Genomic DNA, 20,005 nt, shown 5'->3' with positions numbered 1-20,005 from the left:
GGGCCCGGCGCACCGTCAGGCGCGTGCGGCCTCGACGAGCAAGGCCAGCTCACGGCCCAGGTCCGCCATGACCTCGTCGACGTCGGGCATGACCTCCCGAGCCACCGTGATCCCGAAGTGGAGCTGGTCGAGGTAGCCGATGAGGGTGATGTTGAGGGCGACGCCATCGGTGACCACCGAGACCGGGTAGTGGGCCAGGAGCTGGGCCCCGGCGAGGTAGACGGGGATGTTGGGTCCGGGAACGTTGGAGATGACGACGTTGAACGCCGGCAGCCGGTGCAGGACCCTGCTCGCGAACGTCACCCGTGCCACCCGGGCCGTCAGGGCGGGCGGGGCGAAGTCGGTGACCTCGTCGACGAGGCCCTGGGGGATGAACGCCTGCTGCGACTTGGCCACGGCCGTGGCCCTGCGGGTCACGCTGAGGCGCTCGACCGGGTCCTCGACGTTCGTGGGCAGCGCGGCGAGCATGGCCGACACCTTGTTGCCGGGCTGGTCCGACGCATCCGAGCGGATCGACACGGGGACCATCGCCACGAGCGGACCGTCAGGAAGCGCGTCGTGCGCGATCAGCCAGGAGCGCAGGGCACCGGCGCAGATCGCCATGACGACGTCGTTGACCGAGACCCCGAACGTGTTCTTGACGAGCTTGACGTCGGCCAGTGACAGCGAGCCGAACGCGAACCTGCGGTGCGGGGAGATGGCGACGTTGAAGGGGGTCTGGGGCGCCACGAGCGGCGTCGGGGACGTGAGGACCTGTCCGTCCGCCTCCCCCGCGCGACCCGCACCGACCCAGGCAGCCACGACCGGTCCGACGATGGGTCCCATTGCGGGGATGGCCCGGACCGCCCGGGTCGCGATCCTCGTCACCTCGACCGGACGCCAGGCCAGCCTGACCAGACCTCGGGCGCCGAGCACGGAGCGTCGCGGCTCCGGCCGGGGTGAGAACGGGGCGGGTTCCGGGACGCCGTGGGCCTCGGGCGAGAGGTCGAAGAGGACCATGAGCAGCTCGGCGCCGCTCACCCCGTCGATCGCCGCGTGGTGGACCTTGGTGTAGAGCGCGGTCCGACCGCCCGTGAGACCGCTGATGTGGTACGCCTCCCACAACGGCCGAGCACGGTCGAGGGGTCGGGCGTGGATGCGGGCCACCTGTTCGGCGAGCTGCTCGTCCGACCCGGGCTCGGGCAGGGCGAGCTCCCTCAGGTGGTAGCCGATGTCGAAGTGGACGTCGTCGACCCAGACCGGCTGGTCGATGCCGAGCGGGACCGTCATGAGCCGTTGCCGGAGGACCGGCACCGCGCCGATGCGTGACTCGAGGAGGGCGGTGAGGTGCGCCAACGTCAGCGCGGGGGAACCCTCGCGGGCGTCGAGGATGCTGAGTCCCCCCACGTGCCCCGTCGAGGTGGGTGTCTCCAGCGCGAGGAAGGCGGCGTCCAGACCCGAGAGCCGTCGCATCTCAGGCCCTCGCCCCGATGACGTCGACGAGCCACCCGCGGACGAGGCGGACGATCTCCCCCGGCACCTCGAGCTGGGGCGTGTGACCGACACCCGCGAGCTCGACGTAGGTCCATCGCGGGTTGTCGCGGGCGACCCGGCGGGCCGCGTCGACGTGGACGAGGCGGTCCCGGTCACCCTGGATGAGCAGGACCGGTTCCTCGAGCCCGGCCAGGAGGCGCGCGTAGCGCCTTCGCTGCCCCAGCAGGAGGAGCAGCGAGCGGGCGGCGCCGGTGAAACCTCTCTCGAGGTCGCCCTGGCCCGGGTCGGCCGCGCGCGCCCTCGCCAGTGCCGCGAGCTCCCTGAGGACCGCGGCGTCGATCCGGGTCGGGTCGGCGAAGCAGAGGGAGACCAGCTGTCCGACGAGGGCCTCGGGCGTCAGCCGCGCCCGGTTGCGGCGCATGGCACCCTCCGCGACCCTCGGGATGGCGAACAGTCCGAACCGGGCGGCGACCCGCGGGTCCGGCCTGGCCGCCACGAGGGGCAGCGCCGGGTCGACGAGGACGGTGGCCCGGACCAGGTCCGGCCGGCTCGCGGCGACGAGCGCACTGACCATGCCGCCCATGGAGTTCCCGACGAGGACGACCGGTCGACCGACGACCTTCTCGATGAAGGCGATCACGAGGTCCCGGTTCGAGATGACGCTGGTCGGACGAGGGAAGCCCGGGGTCATCCCGAACCCCCGCAGGTCCATGGCGAACACCGACCGGTCCCTCGCCCAGTCCGGCGCCACGAGGCACCAGTTCAGGTGGCTGCCGCCGAGCCCGTGGACGAGCAGCAAGGGGTCGGTGTCGGTGCGGCCGGCGTCTCCCCACCGCACCCAGTGGACCGGACCCCCGTCGAGGTCGGAGACGAAGCCGGTCGCCCCGGTGTCACCGGTGAACGACCAGGGTGCGGGTCCGGTGCGCACGGCGGGCTCGACGTCGTGTGCCGTCACGTGATGCTCCCGTAGAAGGCGCGCAGGGCGCGCGGTGGGTCGAAGGGCTCGACCCGGCCCGGTGGCTGGGCGAGCCGGTCGGCGACGGCCCACAGGGTGGCGGGGTCCACCCCGAACCCGAGGTGCGCGCAGCGGACCTCGATGTTCTGGTGGGTGTCGCTCGGCTCGGCGAGGCACGACCGCCACCCGACGATGCCGTCGAGCCTGCTGTAGACGGAGATCGAGGGCACCGGCACGGGCCTGGCGAGCTGGGCGCGTGGCGGGAACTCGCCTCCGCGGGCGTGGATCACGGACAGGAGGTTGTAGGTCCGGTCCGCCCGGGTGCGGTGGCCGTGGGCCACGCCGATGGGACTCCCCAGCGTGATGACCTGTCGCACCTCGTCGGGGTGGCTCCGCGCCAGCTCACGGGCGAAGATCCCGCCCATGCTCCAGCCGATGACGGACACCGGCCCCCCGGTGGTCTCGGCCAGGTCCCGGAGCCCGCCGGGCAGTCCCTCGAGGATGGTCGAGGTGGGCCCGAGGTTCCGGCCCAGCCGCCACCCGCGGACGTAGTACCCGCGGCGCCGGATGTAGGCCCGCAGCGGTTTGGTGCTGCCGTCGTTCGCCATGAGGCCGGGCAGCACGAGCACCCCGTGGCCGTCGCCGTTCTTGGCCGCGGCGAGCCACGGCGTCGCCGCCACCAGCAGGCCCGCGTCGACGACGGCCCGGACCGGTTCGGTGAGCCAGAGGGCACGGCCGGGGATGCGTCCGACCGCTCGCAGGTACTCGGGCTCGGTCGCGTCGGGAAGCACCTCGCCGATGCCCACACGACCACCTGCCCGTCCTCGTCGCGGGTGGTTCGGTCATCACGAACGACGTCCCGTGATCGCATCATCCCACCGCGCACGGCTCCCCGGTCGCACATCGGCGGTTGCCGCGCTGGGGGCGGGCCCCCAGCGCGCTGCCCGCCGGGCGAGCCGGTCAGCCGTGGACGACGAGGAGCGCGTCGCGCTCGGCCCGGTTGACCGCGGACATCACTGCGCGCAGCGACGCCTTGACGATGGACTCGTGCAGGCCGACGCCCCAGAGGACACGCTCACCCACCGCACACTCGACGTAGGCCGCGGCCCGCGCGTCGCCACCGGCGGACAGCGCGTGCTCGGCGTAGTCGAGGACGCGGATGTCGACACCGACGGTGGACAGGGCCTCGATGAAGGCGGCGATCGGTCCGTTGCCACGGCCGAACAGCTCGACCTCCTCGCCGTGGTCGAGCACCGTGGCCTCGATGACGTCGACGCCGTCCTCGGCACCGCTGACCGTCGAGCGCACCGGGGTGAAACGGCCCCAGCGCTCCTCGGGCACCTCCGCGTGGAGGTACTCGTCGGAGAACATCTGCCAGATCTCGGACGCGGTCAGCTCGCCACCCTCGGCGTCGGTGCGCTTCTGCACCACTCCGCTGAACTCCACCTGGAGGCGGCGCGGCAGGTCCAGCCCGTGCTCGGCCTTGAGCAGGTAGGAGACCCCGCCCTTGCCGGACTGGCTGTTGACGCGGACGACGGCCTCGTAGGAGCGGCCGATGTCGTGCGGGTCGATCGGCAGGTAGGGCACGCCCCAGTCGAGCTCGTCGATGGTCTTGCCCGCGGCCCTGCCACGGCGCTCCATGTCGTCGAGGCCCTTCTTGATGGCGTCCTGGTGCGAGCCGGAGAAGGCGGTGTAGACGAGGTCGCCACCCCACGGGTGCCGCTCGTGGACCGGCAGCTGGTTGCAGTACTCGACGGTGCGCCGGATCTCGGCCATGTCGGAGAAGTCGACCTGCGGGTCGATCCCCTGGCTGTAGAGGTTCATGCCGAGGGTGACGAGGTCGACGTTGCCGGTGCGCTCCCCGTTCCCGAACAGGCAGCCCTCGATGCGGTCGGCGCCGGCGAGGTAGCCGAGCTCGGCGGCCGCCACGCCCTCGCCGCGGTCGTTGTGCGGGTGCAGGCTGACGACGACCGACTCGCGCCGGTCGAGGTGGCGCACCATCCACTCGATCGAGTCGGCGTAGACGTTGGGAGTGGCCATCTCGACCGTCGCCGGCAGGTTGATGATCATCTTGTGGTCCGGCGTCGGGTCGATGACGGCGATGACCTCGTTGCAGACGCGCACGGCGAACTCGAGCTCGGTCCCGGTGTAGGACTCCGGGGAGTACTCGTAGTACACGTCGGTCTCGGGGACGGTCTCCTCGAGCTTGCGGCACAGCCGCGCACCCTGCAGGGCGATGTCGATGATGCCCTCCTGCGGGAGGTCGAAGACGACCCGTCGCTGGAGCACCGACGTCGAGTTGTAGAAGTGGACGATCGCCTGCTTGCTGCCGCGGATCGCGTCGAAGGTCCGCTCGACGAGGTGGTCCCGGCACTGGGTGAGCACCTGGATGGTGACGTCGTCGGGGACGTGCCCGCCATCGATGAGCTCGCGGCAGAAGTCGAAGTCGGTCTGGCTCGCGCTCGGGAAACCGACCTCGATCTCCTTGTAGCCCATGCGGACGAGCAGCTTGAACATCCGCATCTTGCGCTCGGAGTCCATCGGGTCGATGAGCGCCTGGTTGCCGTCGCGCAGGTCGACGGCGCACCAGCGCGGTGCCTTGCTCATCACCTGGTCGGGCCAGGTGCGGTCCGGCAGGTGGACCTCGATCTGGTCCTGGAACGGCAGGTACTTCGTGGTCGGCATCCCGGAGGACTGCTGGGGGTGAATCATGGTGCGCCTCTACTCACTTCTCGTCGGTGTGCTCTGCGGGCTGCTCAGCCGGGGCACAGCGAGCCGCGACGAGGAGGGCCGATTCAGGCCTCGCCGCGGCAGAGAAGGAGGAGACGGTGCTGCACGACGTCGAGTATGCCGCGTGGGCGCGGATCCGTCGATGTCGCGCCTCGATCCGGTCACCATCCGGACAGGCGGCGCCGGCTCACGGTCCTCACGAACGCGTGGCAGGTCACGCGTTCGTGAGGACCGGGGCGGGGGTGGTCAGCCGCGGCAGCGCACCGACAGGCATGTGACGCAGCCCTCGAGCTTCTCGAACTCGCTGATGTCGACGGTGACGACGTCGTACCCGCGCCCCCGGAACAGCTCGGCCGTCCTCGGGGCGCTCGCCGCCATGAGCAGCAGCCTCTCGTCGAGGACGACGACGTGCGCGCCACCCTCCTCGGGCACACCCTCGTAGACGGGGAAGGCGTCGGGCCAGTCCACGACCGGGTCCCACCCGACGACGGTGCCGTCGGGAAGGGCCGTCACGGCCGACTTGAGGTGCAGCGCGAGGTCGACGGTCACGGCCTGGGTGCGCAGGCCGACGCCCCGCAGGTGCCCCTCGAGCTGGGCGATGCCGGCGCCGTTGGTGCGCCCACCCAACCCGACGTATGCCGTGTCCCCCACCTTGAGGACGTCTCCGCCGTCGAGCGTGCCCGGGTCGGCGATCGTCACGACCCGGTAGCCGAGGTCACGTACGACGCCCTCGACCCCGCCGACCTCCGGCTTCCGTTCTGCCGCACCGGGATTGGTGAGGACGGCGAGGTCGCCCGCGACCACGACCGCGTCCTCGACGAACACCGCGTCGGGGCAGTCGTCGGCCGGTGGGACCTCGAGGGTCTCCCAGCCCGCGGACCGCAGGCACACGGCATACGCGTCCCACTGCTGCAGCGCGAGGTCGAGGTCGACGCTCGACTTCTCGAGGTGCGTCACGAGGCCGTTGGCGAGCAACGGACCGGGACGGCGGATGAGAGCGAGGCGACCGGGAACCGTGGTGGAGGGCTCAGCCACGGCGGCGGGCGAGCTCTTCGGCCACCTGCACGGCGTTGAGCGCGGCGCCCTTGCGCAGGTTGTCACCCACGACGAACAGGGTCAGGCCCCGGCCCTGGGGTGCGGCCTGGTCGACGCGCACCCGGCCGACGAAGACCTCGTCGCGACCGGCCGCGTCGAGCGGGTTGGGGACGTCGGTGACGACGACGCCCGGCGCCTTGCCGAGCAGCTCGAGCGCCCGCTCGGGAGAGAGGTCGTCGGCGAACTCCGCGTGGATGGCGAGCGAGTGGCCGGTGAAGACCGGCACCCGCACGCAAGTGCCGGACACCCGGAGGTCGGGGACGTGCAGGATCTTTCGCGACTCGTGGCGGAGCTTCTGCTCCTCGTCGGTCTCCAGCGAGCCGTCGTCGACGATCGACCCGGCCAGCGGGATGACGTTGAAGCCGACCGGCACCGCGTAGACGTTCGGCGCGGGGAGCGGCACGGCACGGCCGTCGAGCGCGAGCCCGGTCGGGTCGCCCGCGGCATACGCCCCGCGGAGCTGGCCGTCGAGCTCCTGGACGCCCTTGCCGCCCGAGCCTGAGACGGCCTGGTAGGACGCGACACGCAGGGCGACGAGACCGGCGACGTCGTGCAGCGGCTTGAGCGCCGGCATGGCGGCCATCGTCGTGCAGTTGGGGTTGGCGACGATCCCCTTGGGGATCGAGTCGAGGTCGTCGGGGTTGACCTCGGCGACGACGAGCGGGACCTCCGGGTCACGCCGCCAGGCCGAGGAGTTGTCGACGACGACCGCTCCCGCGGCGGCGACCCGGGGCGCCCACTCCGTGGAGGTCGATCCGCCGTTGGAGAACAGGGCGAGGTCGAGCCCGGCGAAGTCCGCCGTCGAGGTGTCCTCGACGGTGACCTGCGTGTCCATCCACGGCAGCGTGGTCCCCGCCGACCGGGCGGACGCGAAGTAGCGCATCTCCTCGACCGGGAACCCGCGCTGCTCGAGGAGAGCTCTCATGACCTTGCCGACCTGACCGGTCGCTCCGAAGACACCGACTCGCATGGCCCCAGTCTAGGAGCCGTGCGAGCCGGTGTGACGTGCCGCTCAGGTCGTGGGCACGGACCGGAACCCGGGTTCGGGGGAAGCGTCGGCGGCACCGGCGCCCGACGGGGTGACCAGCTCACCGACTCCCTCGCCGGGGACGGCGCCCTCGTAGGTGAGCGTGAAGTGGTCACCGTGCTCGGTCACCCCGGCGACGATGGCCTGCTCGACCGCGGCGACGGCATACGCCCGTCGCACGATGAGCGGGTCGCTCGACAGGTCCTTGACGAGCGAGACGGCGAGACCCACCATGACGACGAGGAACGGCAGGGCCGCGACGATCGTGATGTTCTGCAGGCCCGACAGGGCGTCGGCGCCCCCGACGAGGAGCATGACGGCCGCGACGGCGCCGGTGGCGGCGCCCCAGAAGATGACCGTCGGACGGCTCGGGACGAGCGTGCCCCGCTCGGACAGCGTGCCCATGACGACCGAGGCGGCGTCGGCCCCGGAGACGAAGAAGATCGCGACGAGGAGCATGACGAGGATCGACGTCACCGTCGACAGGGGCATCGTCTCGAGCATGGTGAACAGGGTCGCCTCGGGGGTGTCGGCACCGGCGAGGTCGGTGCCGCCGCGCTGCGTCGCGATGCCGGCGCCGCCGAAGATCGCGAACCACACGAGCGAGACCAGGCTCGGGACGAGCAGGACGCCGGTGACGAACTGGCGGATGGTGCGGCCCCGCGAGATGCGGGCGATGAACATCCCGACGAACGGCGTCCACGAGACCCACCAGGCCCAGTAGAAGATCGTCCAGCCCGACAGCCACGTCTGCATGGCGTCGCCCCCGGCGGCGTCGGTGCGCGCCGACATCATCGCCAGGTCCTGGAAGTAGCTGCCGACGGCGGTCGGCACGAGGTTGAGGATGAACACGGTCGGGCCGACGACGAAGACGAAGAGCGCGAGGACCAGCGCGAGCACCATGTTGGTGTTCGACAGCCACTGGATGCCCTTGGAGACCCCGGAGACCGCCGACACGATAAAGCACAGCGTGAGGACGGTGATGATGGCCACGAGCACGCCGTTCCCGGTGCGGTCGAGACCGGTGACGATCTCGAGGCCGGAGCCGATCTGCAGGGCGCCCAGGCCGAGCGAGGCCGCCGACCCGAAGAGGGTCGCGAAGATCGCGAGGATGTCGATGACCCGGCCCGCCGGGCCGTTCGCGCGGCGCTCGCCGAGCAGCGGCGCGAAGGCCGAGCTGATGAGCAGCGAGCGTCCGCGGCGGAAGACGCCGTAGGCCACGGCGAGCCCCACGACGGCGTAGATCGCCCACGGGTGCAGCGTCCAGTGGAACAGCGTCGTCGCCATGGCGGTCTGCACGGCCTCGGGGTTGCCCGCGACACCGGTGCCGGGGGGCGGAGCGACGAGGTGTGCGACCGGCTCGGAGACGCCGTAGAACATCAGGCCGATGCCCATGCCCGCCGAGAACATCATCGCGATCCACGAGATGGTGCGGAACTCTGGCTGCTCGTCGTCACGGCCCAGGGTGATCCGGCCGAACTTGCTGGCGGCGAGCCAGATGACGAAGACGACGAAGCCGGAGGCCACGAGCGAGAACAGCCAGCCCATGTTGTGCACGACCCAGCCGAGACCGGACGAGGACGCCGAGCCGAGCGTCTCCGTGCTGACGAACCCCCACATGACGAAGCCGATGGCGATGGCGGCAGTGACGCCGAACACGACGGTGTCCAGCTTCTGCGGCTCCGCCGCCCGGTGCTCCTCGACCTGGTGGTCCAGTGCGGGGTGGGGGGTCTCGTCGGTCAGTGGTCCGTCGTGGACGTCGCGTCCGCCGGCGGCGTCTGCGGGCCCGGTCGGCCCGGTCTTCAAGAGTTCTGTGGTCACAGGTGTGTCGGCGCGGACGCCGCTCCTTCGGGTTCTCGTCAGTCACGTGTGCGGCTCGTATGCCGTGTGCTCAGCGTCGGTTGCAGCGCCCCACCCTGCCGAGCATCCCGGCACAACTCAACTCGAGAGCAGCCCGTGACGACGTGACCTCCCCCACGTGCCGTGGGGTCGAGGGGTCAGAACCCCAGTCGCTGCAGCTGTTTCGGGTCGCGCTGCCAGTCCTTCGCGACCTTGACGTGGAGGTCGAGGTGGATGCGCTGGCCGAGCAGCTTCTCGATGCCCTCGCGGGCGGTGGCGCCCACCTCGCGCAGCCGCGAGCCACCCCGGCCGATGACGATGGCCTTCTGCGACGACCGCTCGACGAAGACGTTGACGCGCACGTCCATGAGCGGCTTCCCGGCAGGGCGGTCCTCGCGCGGGATCATCTCGTCGACGACCACCGCCAGCGAGTGCGGCAGCTCGTCGCGCACGCCCTCGAGCGCCGCCTCGCGGACGAGCTCGGCGATCATGATCGTCAGCGGCTCGTCGGTGAGGACGTCGTCGGGGTAGAGGGGTCCCGGCGACGACGGCAGGTACTTCGCGAGCACCTGGCCGACGGTGTCGACCTGGTCTCCCCGGGTGGCCGAGCACGGGACGATCTCGGCCCACTCGCCCAGCTGGTCGATGGTGATGAGGTGCTCGGCGAGGCGCTGCCGGTCGACCTTGTCGGACTTGGTCGCCAGCGCGATGACCGGGGTGCGTCTGGCCTGGCGGAGCTCGACGAGCTCGCGCGCGATGTACTGGTCGCCGGGGCCGATGCGCTGGTCGGAGGGGAGGCAGAAGCCGACGACGTCGACGTTGAGGAGCGTCTCGCGCACGAGGTCGTTGAGGCGCTCACCGAGCAGGGTCCGGGGCTTGTGCAGGCCCGGGGTGTCGACGAGGATCAGCTGGCTCGCGGGGGCGTTGACAATGCCGCGGATCGTGTGCCGGGTCGTCTGCGGCTTGCTCGAGGTGATCGCGACCTTCTCGCCCACGAGGGCGTTGGTCAGCGTCGACTTGCCGGCGTTGGGACGGCCGATGAGGCAGGCGAACCCGGCCTTGTAGGGGGGTGCGTCCCCGCCGTCGACGGCGTCGGGGCGGGTGGTGGCGTCTTCACTCATGGGCACTCCCGGACTCGGCTGGTTCCATCATGGCGCGGTCGTGGGGGTCGATGCGCTCGATGATCACGGTGGCGATGCGGTGGCGGCGACCCGCCATCCGCTCGGCGGTGAGACGCAGCCCGGCGACCTCGCACGTGGAGCCCAGGATCGGCACCCGTCCGATCGTCTTGCCGATGAGCCCACCGACGGTGTCGACCTCGTCCTCCTCGATCGTCACGCCGAGGTGCTCGGCGAGGTCGTCGATGTCCATCGTCGCGTCGACCCGCCACCTGCCGTCGGCGAGCTCCTCGAGGTCGGGTGTCTCGCGGTCGTACTCGTCGGCGATCTCCCCGACGATCTCCTCGATGATGTCCTCGATCGTCACGAGGCCGGCGGTGCCGCCCCACTCGTCGATGACGAGGGCGAAGTGGATCTGGTCGCGCTGCATCTCGCGCAGCAACGCGTCGACCGGCTTCGACTCGGGGATGAACGGCATGGGCCGCATGAGCTCGGACACGCGCACCGACGCGACGGCCGGGTCCGCGGTGAGCCGGCGGACGACGTCCTTGAAGTACAGGAGCCCGAGCACGTCGTCGGAGTCCTCGCCGGTCACGGGGATGCGCGAGTAGCCGCTGCGGAGGAAGAGGTTCATGGCCTGGCGCGCGACGCGGTCACCGTCGATGGTCAGCATGTCGGTGCGCGGGACCATCACCTCACGCGCGAGGGTGTCACCGAGCTCGAAGACGGAGTGGATCATCCGTCGCTCGCCGGCCTCGATGAGCGAGGACTCCCCCGCGAGGTCGACGAGGTCACGCAGCTCGGACTCGCTGTCGAACGGCCCGTCGCGGAAGCCCCGACCCGGCGTGACCGCGTTGGCGAAGAGCACGAGCAGGCGGGAGAGCGGCCCCAGCACGCGCCGCAGCCAGAGCGCGACGGGCGCGGCGATGAGCGAGACGCTCGTGGCGTTCTGCCCGCCCAGCGTGCGCGGCGAGACCCCGACGAGGGCGAAGGAGACGACGGCCATGATCGCGATGGCGACGAGGAGCGGCTTCCACGTGCCGTCGACGGTGCGGAAGACGGCGGTCGTCACGAGGACGGCGGTCGTCATCTCCGCGATGACGCGCACGAAGGCGAGGACCGAGAGGTATGCCGCGCTGTCACCGACCACGGTGAGCAGTGCTTGCGAACCGGGACGGCCCTCGTCGTGCAGCTCCTGGGCGCGCACGCGCGACATCCGGTGCAGTGCCGCCTCGGCCGCGGACAGCCCGAAGGCGAGCACGAGACCGACGATGCTGAGGACGACGAGCCTGGTCATGGCGCCACCGTCCGGGGTCCCGACACCGTGGAGGCGCCGGGACCGGCTGGGTCAGGCACCGGTTCGGCCCCTCGTCGCGAGGAAGGTGAGGAGGAGCTGCCGCTGCAGCTCGAACATCTCCTTCTCCTCGTCGGGCTCCGCGTGGTCGTAGCCGAGGAGGTGGAGCAGTCCGTGCGTCGTGAGCAGGAGCAGCTCCTCCTCGGTGGCGTGGCCGGCCTCGGCGGCCTGCTTCGCGGCGACCCCGGGGCAGAGCACGATGTCGCCGAGCACGCCCTCCTCGGGCGGGTCGTCGTCGCGCCCGGGCCGCAGCTCGTCCATGGGGAAGCTCATGACGTCGGTGGGTCCGGGCAGGTCCATCCACTGGACGTGGAGCGTCTCCATGGCGTCCTCGTCGACGAGGCGCAGGCACAGGTCGGCCTGGGGGTGGACCTTCATCTCGGACATGACGTAGCGGGCGCAGGCCACGAGCTCCAGCTCGTCGAGCTCGAACTCGGTCTCGTTGAGGACGTCGATGCTCACGCGTCGCCCTCGGCGACGGGGGCGGCGGGGGCCGCGGCGTCGGCGCCCGACGGGCGCGGACGACGCAGCGTGCGGGTGCGGCTGCGGGTGCCGGAGCCCGCGTGCTCGCCCTGCAGGGCGTCCCAGCGGCCGTAGGCGTCGACGATCTCGCCGACGAGCCGGTGCCGCACGACGTCCTGGGCGGTGAGCTCGGCGAAGTGGACGTCCTCGAGGGAGTGGAGGATGTCGCGCACGATCCGCAACCCGCTCTGCGTGCCACCCGGGAGGTCGACCTGGGTGACGTCGCCCGTGACCACCATCCGGGAGCCGAACCCGAGCCGGGTGAGGAACATCTTCATCTGCTCGGGCGTGGTGTTCTGGGCCTCGTCGAGGATGACGAACGAGTCGTTGATCGACCGGCCACGCATGAACGCCAGGGGCGCCACCTCGATGGTCCCGGCGGCCATGAGGCGCGGGATCGAGTCGGGGTCGACCATGTCGTGCAGGGCGTCGTACAGCGGACGCAGGTACGGGTCGATCTTGTCGTTGAGCGTGCCGGGCAGGAAGCCGAGTCGCTCCCCGGCCTCGACGGCCGGGCGGGTGAGGATGATCCGGTTGACCTGCTTGGCCTGGAGCGCGGCGACCGCCTTGGCCATCGCGAGGTAGGTCTTTCCGGTGCCGGCCGGCCCGATGCCGAACGTGATGGTGTGCTCGTCGATCGCGTCGACGTAGCGCTTCTGCCCCAACGTCTTCGGACGGATCGTCCGGCCGCGCGAAGACACGATGTTCATCGTGAGGACGTCGGCGGGGCGCTCGAGCGTCTGCGCCCGCATCATGCCGATGGAGCGCTCGACCGAGTCCCGGTTGAGGGCCTGTCCACCGTCGATGACGGCCAGCAGCTCGTCGATGAGCCGCTCGACGAGCGAGACCTCGCCGCTCGGGCCGGAGATGTGGAACTCGTTGCCGCGCACGTGGATGACGGTCAGCGGGAACAGTCGCTCGATGGTGCGGAGCAGCTCGTCGCGCGGACCCAGCAGGGACACCATGGACACCTCCGCCGGGATGGTGACGGTGTGGACCGGGGTGCGCGTCGACGTGGCGTCGGGCGGGGGCGTATGAGGTGCGTCTGTCATGTCGCCGACCAGTCTACGGTTCGGCTCAGCCGGGTGGCCAACGCATCGGTCGCCCGCCCAGCAGGTGGAGATGGGCGTGGAAGACGCTCTGACCGGCACCCGCGCCGGTGTTGAACACGAGGCGGTAGTCACCGCCGAGCTCTTCGCGCTCCGCGATGGTGCGAGCGAGGAGGACGAGGTCGGCGAGCTCGTCGACGGACGCGGCGGCGAGGTCGGCGGCGTTGGCCACGTGGCGCCGTGGCACGACGAGCACGTGGGTCGGGGCCTGCGGGTCGATGTCGCGGAAGGCGAGGCTGTGCCGGGTCTCGCCCGCGATCTCCGGCTCGATCTCGCCGGAGACGAAGGAGCAGAAGAGGCAGTCGGTGGCGGACATGCCCCGACAGTAAACCGAACCACCCTGCTGGGCGTCTTCCAGACGTGACAATGGCACTCGTGGGCTCTCGACGTGACGCATCGGCGCGCGCGGCCGCGGACGACGGCGTGTCGAGCCTGTATGCCGTCCACTGGTTCCCCATGGTGCGGCTCGCCTGGCTCTTCGTCCACGACGACCTCCTCGCCGAGGAGATCGTCCAGGACGCCTTCGTCGCCCTCCACCGCAAGTGGCACGACGTGCGAGAGGGGCGCGAGACGGCATACCTCAGGCAGAGCGTCGTCAACGGTGCGCGGTCGGCGCTGCGGCACCACAAGGTCGAGCAGCGCTACCTCGACTCCACGACTCGCGGCGGCCACCTGCGGGTCGCGAGCGCGGAGGACTCGGCCCTGGCCTCCGTCGGGTCGGCGGACCTCTTCGCCCGGCTCCAGCGGCTTCCCGCCCGTCAACGAGAGGTGCTCGTGCTCCGCTACTACCTCGACCTCAGCGAGTCGCAGATCGCCGACGCCCTCGGCATCGCGCCCGGCTCGGTCAAGGCCCACGCGCACCGCGGCCTCGCCGCCCTGCGCACCCAGATGGAGGACGTGTCATGACCACGCTCGACGAGCTCGACTTCGCGGAGACCGAACGCGCCCTCCGTGAGGCCCTGGCCACCCGGGCGCGGCAGGTCCAGCCGTCCTCACGCCTTGACGCGATCCTGCGCGAGGCGTCCCAGCCGGAGCGGGTCGAAGGGGGTCACCGCGGCCTCGCCCTGGTCGCGGTCGCCGCGTCCGCGGTCGTCCTCGCCGGGGTCGTCTGGGCGGCCCGACCCGTCACCGACGACGCGACCCTGCCCGCCGGTCCTCCGACGGCCACGGCCAGTCCCGCCCCGCAACCGTCGGACTCGGCGTCGCCGTCCCCGTCCGGCCCTCGGCCGGCGCTCACCCTGGCGCTCGCCGTCTACTGGGTCGGCACGAACGGCGGGCAGGGGGACCGGCCCGGGCTGGTGCGCTCGTTCTGGGGCGCCGACCTCGACGCGACCGCGCCCGTCTCGGCGCAGGTCCGCGCCGCCGTCGCCGAGTCGATGCGCCGCTCGGAGCTCTGGGGCGGAACCGTCGTCGAGGACGTCCGGGTGACCCAGAGCCGCATCAGCATCCGGCTCTCCGACAGCGGCCAGGGCGCCCGCACCGCCGACGCCGCGAAGCTCGAGGTCGCGGCCCTGGCCTGGACGGCCCAGGCCGTCGTCGGTCGAGGTGACACACCGGTCCGGATCACGAGCGACGACGGGGGTCCGCTCCTGGGCCACGTGTCGATCGACACCTCCTTCACGCGCGCCGCGACGCCGCCGGAGTCGTTGGCCGACCTCTGGATCGACAACCCCGGTCCCGGAGCCGGCCTGCGCGGCGGCGAGCCGGTGACCGTGACGGGGCAGGCGGTGGCGTTCGAGGCCACCGTCGAGTGGGAGCTGCTGCGCGGGACGACGGTGCTGCGCGACGGGTTCACCACGGCCGACGCCGGCGCGCCACGGCGCGGGACCTTCACCGTCGACCTCGGACGCCTGGAGCAGGGCACCTGGACCTTCCGGGCCTTCACGACCTCCGCCGAGGACGGTCAGTCCGTCGTCGCCGAGCGGCTCGTCACCTTCACCGTGGGGTCCTAGCGCCAGCGGTCGGCGGCGCTCAGCACCGCGAGCGCGGCAGGCCCGGCGCTGGAGGACCGGAGCACCGTGTCGCCGAGGCGGACGACCACGGCGCCGGCTGCCCGGAAGGCGTCGAGCTCGTCCGGGGCGATGCCGCCTTCCGGGCCGACGACGACGAGGACCTCGCCCTCCTCCGGAAGGACCTGGCCGGCCAGCGGGACGCCGGCGTCCTCGTGCAGGACGTATGCCGTCGCGCCCGCCGCGATCCGCGCGGCCAGCTCGGCAGTGGTCGCCGTCTCACCGAGGGCCGGCCGGCGTGGACGCCGTGACTGCTTCGTCGCGGCGACGAGGACGGCGTCCCATTTCGCCCGCGCCCGGGCGCCCCGCTCGCCCCGCCACTGGACGATGCTGCGCGAGGCTTGCCACGGCACGACCTCGTCGACCCCGAGCTCGGTGGCGGCCTCGACGGCCTGGTCGTCCCGGTCGCCCTTGGCCAGGGCCTGGACGAGGACGAGCCGGGTGCGGGGTTCGGGCAGGTCCTCGACGAGGTCGGCCCGCAGGTCGAGCCGGTCCCGCTCGACCGTCTCGACCACCCCGGTGACGACCCGACCGGCGCCGTCGGCGACCCGGAGACGCTCGCCGGTCCGGGTCCGCCTCACCGTGGCCGCGTGGCGCCCCTCGGCCCCGTCGAGGACGACGACGTCGCCCGGTGCGGTCGCGGAGAGCGAACCGGGTGCGACGAGGTAGAGCGCGAGGCTCAAGGTCAGCGGGCCTTGAAGGCGTCGCGGAGCTTCCCGAACAGGGAGCCCTCGGTGGGGTTCGCCAAACGACCCGTGGGCTTCTCCTCGTCACGCAGGGTGGCCAGGGTGCGCAGGAGCTCCTCCTGCTCGTGGCTGAGCTTCGTCGGCGTCGCCACCATGGCGTGGATGACGATGTCGCCGCGCCCCGAGCCCCGCAGGTGCGTCACGCCCAGGCCCCGGAGGAGGAGCTGCTCCCCCGACTGGATGCCGCGACGGACCTCGAGGTCGCTGACGCCGTCGAAGGTCTCGAAGGGCACGGTCGCACCCAGCGCTGCGGCGGTCATCGGCAGCTCCAGCGTGGCGTGGAGGTCGTCGCCCTGGCGCTGGAAGCGCGGGTCGCGCCGCACGACGACCTCGACGTAGAGGTCACCGGCCGGGCCGGCTCCGGGGCCGACCTCGCCCTCGCCGGCGAGCTGGATGCGCGTGCCGGTGTCGACGCCGGCGGGGACGCGGATCGTCATCGTCCGGCGGGTCCGGACCCGGCCGTCGCCCGAGCACTCGTAGCAGGGGGCCTCGATGACCTGGCCGGTCGCCTGGCAGTTGACGCAGGGGCGGGTCGTCATGACCTGGCCGAGGAAGCTGCGCTGGACCTGCTGGACCTGACCCTGCCCACGGCACACGTCGCAGGTGCGCGTCCCGGTGCCCGGCTGGGTGCCGGCGCCGTGGCAGGTGCCGCAACCCACCGCGGTGTCGATGGTGAGCTCCTGCTCACCGCCGAAGACGGCGTCGGCGAGGTCGATGTCGAGGCGGACGAGGGCGTCCTGGCCCCGGGACTGCCGCGAGCGCGGCCCGCGGCCCTGCGCCTGGGCAGCGCCCTGCCCGAAGAAGGCATCCATGACGTCGCTGAACGAGAAGCCCTGGCCGAAGCCGGCACCCGCGGCACCGGCATACGGGTCCGCCCCCATGTCGAAGCTGCGCCGCTTCTCCTCGTCGGAGAGCACGTCGTAGGCCTGGGAGACCTTCTTGAACTGTTCCTCGGCCTCGGGCCCGCTGTTGACGTCGGGGTGGAGCCGTCGGGCAGCCTTGCGGTAGGCCTTCTTGATCTCGTCGGCGGTCGCGTCACGGGCCACGCCGAGGTCGGCGTAGTAGTCGTTCACTTCGGTGGACGTCCTTCACTGGTGGCTGGTGCGGTCAGGGGTCAGGCAGGGGCGGTCAGGCCGTGCTCATTCGGAGAGGATGCGGCTGACATAGGTGGCGACGGCGCGCACGGCGGCCATCGTCGTGGGGTAGTCCATGCGGGTCGGGCCCACCACCCCGAGGCCGGCGACGAGGTCGGACCCCAGGCCGTAGCCGGAGGTGACGAGCGAGGTGCTGCGCAGGCCGGCATACGGGTTCTCGGCCCCGATCCGCACCGCGACCGTCGAGCCCTGCTCGCTCACGCTGCCGAGCAGCTTGAGGAGCACGACGTGCTCCTCGAGCGCCTCGAGGACCGGGCCGATCGAGGACGGGAAGTCCTCGCCGGCCCGCACGAGGTTGGAGGTGCCGGCCATGACGACCCGCTCCTCGCGCTGCTCGACGAGCACCTCGGTGAGCTCGGCGGCGATGGCGGCGAGGAGGCCGCGGGCCGCGGGGTCCACCTGCGTCGGGAGCTCGCCGAGCCCGCCTGCGGCGTCCGCCAGCGTCCGGCCGACGGTGGCGCTGTTGACGTCGGAGCGCAGCGAGGCGAGCATCCGCTCGGCGGTCGGCTCGACGAGGTCGAGACCGGTCTCGAGCACCCGCTGCTCGACCCGGCCCGACGTCGTGATGAGCACGACGAGCAGGCGGGAGGCGCCGAGCGGCACCAGCTCGATGTGCCGGACGGAGGAACGGGTGAGGGACGGGTACTGGACGACGGCCACCTGCCGCGTCAGCGAGGCGAGGAGGCGCACCGTCCGGTCGACGACGTCGTCGAGGTCGATCGCCCCGTCGAGCAGGGTGCTGATTGCCCGGCGCTCGGCCCCGCTGAGCGGCTTGAGCGTGCTCAGGCGGTCGACGAACACCCGGTAGCCGGCATCCGTGGGGATGCGCCCGGCACTCGTGTGCGGCGCGACGATGAGGCCCTCCTCCTCGAGGACGGCCATGTCGTTGCGGACCGTGGCGGCCGAGACACCGAGCTGGTGGCGCTCGAGCAGCGCCTTGGAGCCGACCGGCTCCGAGGTCTCGACGTAGTCCTGGACGATCGCCCGCAGCACGGCGAGCCGTCGGTCCTCACTCATGCGCGACACCTCCTCGATCGTTGGCACTCCTGCTTGGTGAGTGCCAATTCTACGTCTACCCTCGCGCAGGTGACTGATCGCTACGGCCGCGACGTGCTCTCCGGCGACTGGATGGCCCCGCCCAAGGGCCGGTCGACGCCTCTCGCCGCGGAGCGCGGGGTCGTCGTCGAGGACGTCGAGACCGGGTGGGTCGGCGCCGTCGTCCGGGTAGAGAAGGCCGGCGGCATCCTCGTCGTCCACCTCGAGGACCGCCGCGGCCGGACCAAGGCGTTCCCGCTGGGGCCGGGGTTCCACGTCGACGGCCGGCCCGTCACCCTCACCCGGCCGAACGCCGCCGCCGACGCCCGGCTCTCGGCCGCCCGCGCCGCCGCCTCCCGGACCGCCAGTGGCTCGCGGGCCGTGGCCGACGCCCCCGCCCGGGTCGCGAGCGCGTCGCGCATCTTCGTCGAGGGACGCCACGACGCCGAGCTCGTCGAGAAGGTCTGGGGCCACGACCTGCGCATCGAGGGCGTGGTCGTCGGGATGCTCGACGGTGTCGACGACCTCGAGGCCGCGATCCGCGACTTCGCCCCCGGTCCCGGCCGCCGGATGGGCGTCCTCGTCGACCACCTCGTGGCGGGGACCAAGGAGACGCGGGTCGTCGACGCCGCCTCGCGGCTCCAGCCCTTCGCCCCGCACGTGCTCATCGTCGGCCACCCCTACGTCGACGTGTGGCAGTCGGTCCGTCCGGAGCGCCTCGGCATGGACCGGTGGCCGGTCATCCCGCGGGGCACGTCGTGGAAGCACGGGATCTGCGCGCACCTCGGGTGGGCGCACGCCGAGCAGGCCGACGTCGCCCGCGCCTGGAAGCAGATCCTCGGCACCGTCCGGACGTACGCCGACCTCGAACCGTCGCTGCTCGGCCGCGTCGAGGAGCTCATCGACTTCGTCACCGCCCCCTGACCCCGCCGCCCCCAAGGGCTTGCGTCCGCAAAGGTGGTCGAGTTCCCGACCAGGGTTGCGGACGCTGCCGGGGCGCCGAGCGCTTGCGTCCGCAAAGGTGGTCGACTTCCCGACCAGGCTTGCGGACGCTGCCGGGGCGCCGAGCGCTTGCGTCCGCAAAGGTGGTCGCCTTTCCGACCAGGGTTGCGGACGCTGAAAGCGGGGGGGTATGCCGTCCCGCTCGCCGGGGCGGCAGGGTCAGCCCTGAGCACACCCTGAACGCACCCCGAAGCGGGGATCAAACGGGGCCCGCATGGGTTTCACTGGAGACAAGCACCCCGTCCCCCGAAGGAGGACCCCATGACCACTCCGTACCCGGAGAACCCGCAGGGCCAGAACCCCCCGCCCCCGCCCGGGGCCCCGCAGCCCGAGTCGCCGCAGCAGCCGCAGGTCGCGCAGCAGCCCTACGCTCCCCCGGCGCCGCAGCCGCAGCAAGGATACCCCGCGCCCTACCAGCAGGCCGCCGTCCTCGACCCGGCGCAGCAGCGGCAGTGGGGCATGTTCGCCCACCTCGTGCCGCTCATCGCCATGGTCCTCAGCGCCGGCCTGCTGGGCTTCGTCGGCTCGCTCATCATCTACGTGATGTACAAGGAGCGCGGTGACTTCGTGCGCCAACACGCCGCCAACTCGCTCAACATCCAGATCATCACCGGCATCTTCCTGCTCATCTCGTTCCCGCTGATGCTCGTGCTCGTCGGCTTCGTGACGTACTTCATCGCGCTGGCCTTCGCGTTCGTCCTGCACATCATCGGCGCCATGCGCGCCAACGAGGGCCAGCTGTGGACCCCGCCATTCACGCCGCGCTTCGTCTCATGACCGGCTGAGCCAGACCCCGTCCCTCCGCACGTCAGCCCCGCCCGGACCCGGGCGGGGCTG

The 20,005-nt window shown here is 71.9% G+C and carries 19 protein-coding genes; 4 read left to right on the top strand and 15 right to left on the bottom strand.

Annotated elements, in window-relative coordinates:
- Nucleotides 1-15: 15 nt before the first annotated feature.
- From AC3EU2_RS14385 to AC3EU2_RS14330, 12 genes are all read right to left on the bottom strand, one after another.
- On the bottom strand, nt 16-1,452 hold the full coding sequence (locus AC3EU2_RS14385; RefSeq protein WP_488176974.1) for a WS/DGAT/MGAT family O-acyltransferase: 1,437 nt from the start codon (nt 1,450-1,452) through the stop codon (nt 16-18).
- A gap of 1 nt (nt 1,453) precedes the next feature.
- Complete coding sequence (locus tag AC3EU2_RS14380) at nt 1,454-2,428, bottom strand: alpha/beta fold hydrolase (protein ID WP_488176973.1); 975 nt, start codon at nt 2,426-2,428, stop codon at nt 1,454-1,456.
- On the bottom strand, nt 2,425-3,234 hold the full coding sequence (locus tag AC3EU2_RS14375) for an alpha/beta fold hydrolase (protein ID WP_488176972.1): 810 nt from the start codon (nt 3,232-3,234) through the stop codon (nt 2,425-2,427). The genes AC3EU2_RS14380 and AC3EU2_RS14375 overlap by 4 nt, the downstream gene beginning before the upstream one ends.
- Before the next feature lie 154 nt (nt 3,235-3,388).
- On the bottom strand, nt 3,389-5,140 hold the full coding sequence (gene leuA / locus AC3EU2_RS14370) for a 2-isopropylmalate synthase (RefSeq protein ID WP_488176971.1): 1,752 nt from the start codon (nt 5,138-5,140) through the stop codon (nt 3,389-3,391).
- A gap of 264 nt (nt 5,141-5,404) precedes the next feature.
- On the bottom strand, nt 5,405-6,193 hold the full coding sequence (gene ddaH, locus AC3EU2_RS14365; RefSeq protein ID WP_488176970.1) for a dimethylargininase: 789 nt from the start codon (nt 6,191-6,193) through the stop codon (nt 5,405-5,407).
- Complete coding sequence (locus AC3EU2_RS14360; protein WP_488176969.1) at nt 6,186-7,223, bottom strand: aspartate-semialdehyde dehydrogenase; 1,038 nt, start codon at nt 7,221-7,223, stop codon at nt 6,186-6,188. Before AC3EU2_RS14360 ends, ddaH begins: the two co-directional genes overlap by 8 nt.
- Before the next feature lie 42 nt (nt 7,224-7,265).
- Nucleotides 7,266-9,101, bottom strand: a complete 1,836-nt coding sequence (locus tag AC3EU2_RS14355; RefSeq protein ID WP_488176968.1) for a BCCT family transporter — start codon at nt 9,099-9,101, stop codon at nt 7,266-7,268.
- A gap of 176 nt (nt 9,102-9,277) precedes the next feature.
- Nucleotides 9,278-10,240 (bottom strand): GTPase Era, encoded by a 963-nt coding sequence (era, locus tag AC3EU2_RS14350; protein WP_488176967.1) that lies wholly within the window; start codon nt 10,238-10,240, stop codon nt 9,278-9,280.
- Nucleotides 10,233-11,534 carry a hemolysin family protein gene (locus AC3EU2_RS14345; RefSeq protein ID WP_488176966.1) on the bottom strand — a complete coding sequence of 434 codons (1,302 nt, stop codon included), beginning with the start codon at nt 11,532-11,534 and terminating at the stop codon, nt 10,233-10,235. The genes era and AC3EU2_RS14345 overlap by 8 nt, the downstream gene beginning before the upstream one ends.
- Before the next feature lie 51 nt (nt 11,535-11,585).
- Entirely contained in the window at nt 11,586-12,053 is a 468-nt protein-coding gene (gene ybeY, locus AC3EU2_RS14340) for an rRNA maturation RNase YbeY (protein WP_488176965.1), read from the bottom strand.
- Nucleotides 12,050-13,165 carry a PhoH family protein gene (locus AC3EU2_RS14335; protein ID WP_488176964.1) on the bottom strand — a complete coding sequence of 372 codons (1,116 nt, stop codon included), beginning with the start codon at nt 13,163-13,165 and terminating at the stop codon, nt 12,050-12,052. Before AC3EU2_RS14335 ends, ybeY begins: the two co-directional genes overlap by 4 nt.
- A 25-nt stretch (nt 13,166-13,190) precedes the next feature.
- Nucleotides 13,191-13,538, bottom strand: coding sequence for an HIT domain-containing protein (locus AC3EU2_RS14330; RefSeq protein ID WP_488176963.1), 348 nt, complete (start codon nt 13,536-13,538; stop codon nt 13,191-13,193).
- A gap of 50 nt (nt 13,539-13,588) precedes the next feature.
- Here AC3EU2_RS14330 and AC3EU2_RS14325 point away from each other — a divergent pair, with 50 nt between their 5' ends.
- Both AC3EU2_RS14325 and AC3EU2_RS14320 read left to right on the top strand, forming a co-directional pair.
- A complete protein-coding gene (locus tag AC3EU2_RS14325; RefSeq protein WP_488179495.1) occupies nt 13,589-14,128 on the top strand; it encodes a SigE family RNA polymerase sigma factor in 540 nt (179 codons plus the stop codon).
- Nucleotides 14,125-15,174 (top strand): Gmad2 immunoglobulin-like domain-containing protein, encoded by a 1,050-nt coding sequence (locus AC3EU2_RS14320; RefSeq protein WP_488176962.1) that lies wholly within the window; start codon nt 14,125-14,127, stop codon nt 15,172-15,174. Before AC3EU2_RS14325 ends, AC3EU2_RS14320 begins: the two co-directional genes overlap by 4 nt.
- Here AC3EU2_RS14320 and AC3EU2_RS14315 read toward each other — a convergent pair.
- The 3 genes from AC3EU2_RS14315 to hrcA all read right to left on the bottom strand — a co-directional run bounded on the left by AC3EU2_RS14315 (nt 15,171) and on the right by hrcA (nt 18,148).
- Nucleotides 15,171-15,914 carry a 16S rRNA (uracil(1498)-N(3))-methyltransferase gene (locus AC3EU2_RS14315; protein ID WP_488176961.1) on the bottom strand — a complete coding sequence of 248 codons (744 nt, stop codon included), beginning with the start codon at nt 15,912-15,914 and terminating at the stop codon, nt 15,171-15,173. The two genes, AC3EU2_RS14320 and AC3EU2_RS14315, sit on opposite strands and share 4 nt — an antisense overlap.
- A 2-nt stretch (nt 15,915-15,916) precedes the next feature.
- Nucleotides 15,917-17,050, bottom strand: coding sequence for a molecular chaperone DnaJ (gene dnaJ, locus AC3EU2_RS14310; protein WP_488176960.1), 1,134 nt, complete (start codon nt 17,048-17,050; stop codon nt 15,917-15,919).
- A 66-nt stretch (nt 17,051-17,116) separates the two neighbouring features.
- Complete coding sequence (hrcA, locus tag AC3EU2_RS14305) at nt 17,117-18,148, bottom strand: heat-inducible transcriptional repressor HrcA (protein WP_488176959.1); 1,032 nt, start codon at nt 18,146-18,148, stop codon at nt 17,117-17,119.
- Nucleotides 18,149-18,217: 69 nt separating this feature from the next.
- On the opposite strand from hrcA, the gene AC3EU2_RS14300 reads away from it, so the two are divergent.
- Both AC3EU2_RS14300 and AC3EU2_RS14295 read left to right on the top strand, forming a co-directional pair.
- Complete coding sequence (locus tag AC3EU2_RS14300; protein WP_488176958.1) at nt 18,218-19,090, top strand: DUF3097 domain-containing protein; 873 nt, start codon at nt 18,218-18,220, stop codon at nt 19,088-19,090.
- A gap of 339 nt (nt 19,091-19,429) precedes the next feature.
- Complete coding sequence (locus AC3EU2_RS14295; protein WP_488176957.1) at nt 19,430-19,945, top strand: DUF4870 domain-containing protein; 516 nt, start codon at nt 19,430-19,432, stop codon at nt 19,943-19,945.
- The last annotated feature ends 60 nt before the right edge of the window (nt 19,946-20,005 follow it).

It is taken from the genome of Knoellia sp. B-D-2, from assembly GCF_057714695.1.
This window is presented reverse-complemented; position numbering and strand designations above follow the sequence as displayed.